3 protein-coding genes and 1 pseudogene are annotated in these 4,560 nt (G+C 39.2%); 1 reads left to right on the top strand and 3 read right to left on the bottom strand.

Annotated elements, in window-relative coordinates; genetic code table 11:
* The 3 genes and pseudogenes from FTU82_RS15675 to sbmA form a co-directional block, all read right to left on the bottom strand.
* Positions 1-83 (bottom strand): annotated as a pseudogene (locus FTU82_RS15675) (IS5/IS1182 family transposase); the annotation flags it as partial.
* 299 nt (positions 84-382) lie between these two features.
* Positions 383-1,339, bottom strand: coding sequence for a hypothetical protein (locus tag FTU82_RS15670; protein ID WP_180101630.1), 957 nt, complete (start codon positions 1,337-1,339; stop codon positions 383-385).
* Between the two features lie 681 nt (positions 1,340-2,020).
* Positions 2,021-3,214, bottom strand: a complete 1,194-nt coding sequence (sbmA, locus tag FTU82_RS15665) for a peptide antibiotic transporter SbmA (protein WP_180101628.1) — start codon at positions 3,212-3,214, stop codon at positions 2,021-2,023.
* A gap of 510 nt (positions 3,215-3,724) precedes the next feature.
* Here sbmA and FTU82_RS15660 point away from each other — a divergent pair.
* Positions 3,725-3,919, top strand: a complete 195-nt coding sequence (locus FTU82_RS15660; protein ID WP_005096148.1) for a hypothetical protein — start codon at positions 3,725-3,727, stop codon at positions 3,917-3,919.
* Positions 3,920-4,560 lie beyond the last annotated feature (641 nt).

The following is a 4,560-nucleotide window of genomic DNA, read 5'->3' as shown; positions in this document are numbered from 1 at the left end:
ATTTTTAAGAATAATGGACGAGGAACGCCAACAAGTCGTTTAAATTCCCCATCATTAAATCTAGTTAAATTTTCATATTTCATGGGACTAGTATAAACAATTTTTTACTTTCGCAAGAGGTCTAATAAAAATAATCATGATGACTGCAAACACCTTTAACAGCATCCTTCCTTGGAGACTGGTTGTGTTCTTTAGCTTGACCGTATTGTTATTGATCCATCCTGTTTTTCGAAGATGGATGTTCGAATCGCGCGACCTGCCCAGCAAACGCAGTCGGATCTCATCCTCTATATCCGACCTGATTGAACTGATTTTTTATCCCATCTTCTGGTGAATCAAAATCATCATACGGATTCTGGATTAAATGCGTTTAATTCAGTGCTTATTTGATCTGTCTCAACATATTCTTCGCACCACTATGATTATAGTTGTTAGACAGATTCTGTAGCACACGCTTGGCCTGAGCTTTAGCATTCGGGAAACGGTTGGCATAGGCCGGAATCCCGTTCAAACAGCGAGCAACCAGCATACCAGATTCGGTATAAACCCGAGTTCCCTCAGTCCCCTGCAATTTGCCATAATTGTAGGCACGCTGCGCATTATTGCAGGCATTATTCAGGTTCTTGCCACTATTAATATCACGGCGTGCTGCCACATAGAGCTTCATCTGCTGCTGTTGGGGTGTTTCTACCACTGAAGCTCTCACGGGGACTACCGTCGTCGCGATCTGTTTTTTATCTAGCTCTTTTCTTTCTAATTCCTTTCTCTCTAATTCTTTCCTTTCCTGCTCTTTACGCGCTGATTCTTTAAGTTCATTCGTGCTCTTCGTTACAGGCGTTTTTATCGATGCAGCGGTCTTTTTCTGGGTAGCGACAGTGTTCTTATTTGCAGCAAGGTAAAAGTTTCTTGCCTCAGTCGCACTCATCAACTTGGTCAGCAATCGAACACTACGGTTCTGGCTGGTTTTATCGACCTGTCGTTCAGAAACCGGCTCGATCGAGACGAGCCAGCTTTCAGCCAGGCCATCCATACGACATTGATAGGCACCGCTTCCCTGTACCACACCTCGGTTTGTACTCAGGCGTTTGCGTTGGGCAGGATCTGCCACTGCATTAAAATTACTTCTATACAATAGGGAAAATTTACCGCCTTGTTCATGACAATATTGCGTCAGGATCGAACGCGGATACATGGCCTGAGTGCTGTTATTTTTCTGTGCTTGCCCCCAAAGATAAATATAATCTTTTGCACTGCCATCACGTTGATTCAAAGCCCGCTTGGCGATTAGCTCTTCCGGACTGGCAAAAGGATGTAAAACCCCTGATTTCAGCCGACTCACGCTATTACATCCCGCCAAGCCTATTGCCCCTATTATTAGAATTATTACGTTTAGCTTCACAGCAAATATCTCAACCCCAGATTCCCGTATAACATAGCCTAAATAGCAGCAAACAACAAACACAAGATGTTGATAAGTATCAAATTTAAAAGATAAAAGGAGGCACATCATTCACAACCCTATACATTATGCCAAGCCTCAGCCTATAAAAATTGAGATAAGCATCCTTCTGGCGCGTAGTTAAAGGATAAATAACAGCGGGATTGAATCGGAAATAAATAGAACACCACATAAAAAGCCGAAGAAAGATAGCAATCTTTCTTCGGCAGCTTATTCAGGATAATGGTAAAGATCTTTATTATCATGTGTAAAAAATTACTTTTTACCCTCTATAGCATTGTCTGAACAAGATCAGCATCAGAATAATTTCCTCAACGTACACTTCTTATTTTTATACGTTAAACCGCTGGAAATTAAACTCCATCTTCGCTGGTCATTAAGATTCTAATCAGGAAAACCAGACCTGAATACCCCTATATTGGGATGTTTTGCTCCTATTTGATCTGATCTGACCAACGGTCAGATCAAGCTTTTCGATTAGATGTTAACGTCGATTTAGATATAAAAAGACAAAGATAAAATCATTTGGCTTTTACAATCTAATGGGTAATTTAGAAAAAATTAATCCAGATGGGATTCAAATGCTTTTAAACGTTTATAAATCGACATCAGCTCAATAATGGTCGGCCAAGATAAAATCAGATATTGGAAGGACTCACGTACTTTTCCAAATACATTCAGGATTTGCATCATCAAACCCAGGGTGATCGTTCCTGCTGCAATACTCGGAAACAGGATAAATAATCCATAGATATTGTCTAACTGTAAGTACCAGATCCGGACCAGGTTGAAATAGGCATAGTGAAAATACAGACGGAAATAATTCCAGCGTACCCGGCTAAACAGTTCTTGCAGTGTCAGCGGATGAGCCCGATCAGCATGATCCTCTCCGTACACCAGTTCTTTACGGTAAGCAGCCTCGACTTTCTGGTTATTAAACTCCAGTCCTGGCAGTTTCATCCCGACCACCATCAAAATGACGGTACCCAATACGGCCCATCCAATAGAAGCCCACATTAAAGCATGCGGTATTTCTCCCACAATTGGCAGAACCTTTACATGACTTGAAAGCTGGTACAGGATAGGCAGAAACGCCATCAATAGCATCAATGCTTCGATCAGGGAAACACTCAGCTGTTCCGTGGTTTTGGCAAAGCGCATGGTATCTTCCTGAATACGCTGGGATGCGCCTTCAATATGACGCAATTGTTCCCAGTGTGCCGTGTAATAGTTATTCATCGCGGTACGCCAGCGGAACACATAATGGCTGACGAAAAACATATTAAATACGGCCAAAGTGACGTAAATCATGGCGATATAAATAAAGATTAAAGCTTCTTGATAGAGAAGTGAAACATCACCGCCACCGCTGCCTAGCATTTTCTGGATCTGGTCATAAAACGGGCTATACCATTCATTTAAAACGACATTGACCTGTACTCCAAACCAGATATTAAACAGGATAAAAGACGAGCCCCAGACTGACCAACGCTGCCATGGATGTTGTGCTTTCCACGTCCAGAAGAGAGCAAATATGGCAGTGGCAAGAAAAAACCAAAGGTAGAACCAGAGAAACTTGGCTGACCAGAAACGACTGATACCGATAGCGAGACTTTCCTCAGAATAGCCTTCAGGGAAACCCAAATAGACTCCCCATCCTGATCCGCCAGTATGCCAAAGCACAAGATTAAGGATAAACCACAAAATCAGGCTGCTAAAAAACCAGACGGGTTGCGGGAAAAATGACTTGAACATGCTGACCTAGTTCTCCTTCTATCTCTTGGTCATCCAAATGACGCCTAGTTTATTCTTATTTTAGACTTTTACTGTTATAAAGCATTAATTTTCAATTTAGTTTAAAAAATAACATAGCGATGCATAGTCCCTTATAAAATTTATTTTTATAGATTTTCAAAACGTATTTTTCTCTTAATGAGTCTTTTTATTCTTGATCAGCCTATCTAAAGCTCCAGAAGCAATCAGGTGCATGAATCATCAAGTTTTTGCCTTATGTATTTTTAAATCCTGTACATCAGTACGGCCTATCTGTTTTATTACAAACGAATATAGCTTCTTAAGGTTCTATAAATAGAATAAAATCAAATACTCAATAATGGTTTTATAGATGTTTAGATAAAAGGTTTTGCTACTACTGAAGTGAACAAATCATTGACCCAGTTCTCATTTTTCGCAGAAATAGTTAAATTTTCAAAAATCATGCTATGATTTAACTCTCGAAAAGTAATCTTATTTTGGAATAAAACTATGGAAAGTTCGGTAATTGAATTACTTAAACCATTGACCTTAGAAAAGGAAAATTGCACCCCGATTATTTTTGAGGCAGGCACTGTTTTGAAAGTGGTCATGCAGACTCCCACCAGTCTTTTGGTCAGTAATGATGATGACTTTAACTTCACAATTCCTTTAAAAGATGAAAATGAGCTGTGGAGAGAGCTCTAAGCACTTTCTCCATTTTGAACAGACGGGTTGTATCTGTGCCAGCTGCTGAATTGATATGATACGGCCCTCAACTAAGCTTCCTTTTGAATGTAAGTTATCGTTATTTTATTCCCTTCTTAAAATTCATTTCTCTTCTTTTCTGAGAAGTCCTTAGCAGTCTAAGCGGGATATGATTCGTACAAAAAATAACTTTATAGTTGAAAATCCACCTATTTTTTGGCCTGGACTAAATAATTTTCACCCGTTTTTCCCTTTTTATGTAAGTTCCAGTACTTAAAGGATCTTCTTTCCTTACACACCTTTTCTTTAGCTTAACTTCATCTAAGCTCAACGTCTTGATTTTGAAACCTGAATATTCTAGCTATTTATGACCAGTAAATTAAAAAAACCTCAGTCTATATGAGTGACTTTTTATACCAAATGATAAAATTAAAAATCTAATAATGAGAAAAATTTAAATCTGTAAAACTAATTTAAAAAATCCTTAAACATCGTCAAATTTTTATATCCGATCGGCTTTGTTGCACAAAGCTATTCTTGAGGGCTTCTTTAGCAATATAATTTCCAGATGAAGAAGCCTGCACCTAAAACTTACCGTACAACCAATTGGTCCTCGTATAACCAAGCTTTAATCAAGCGAG

It is taken from the genome of Acinetobacter sp. YH12151 (assembly GCF_013418355.1).
GTDB lineage: Bacteria > Pseudomonadota > Gammaproteobacteria > Pseudomonadales > Moraxellaceae > Acinetobacter > Acinetobacter pseudolwoffii.
The sequence above is the reverse complement of the archived record's forward strand: the minus strand, read 5'-3'. Positions and strand labels throughout refer to the sequence as shown.

Excerpts from the sequence above, each read along its gene's own strand:
- FTU82_RS15660 (WP_005096148.1), top strand. The coding sequence starts at position 3,725 with ATGGAAAGTTCGGTAATTGAATTACTTAAACCATTGACCTTAGAAAAG.
- sbmA (WP_180101628.1), bottom strand. The coding sequence starts at position 3,214 with ATGTTCAAGTCATTTTTCCCGCAACCCGTCTGGTTTTTTAGCAGCCTG.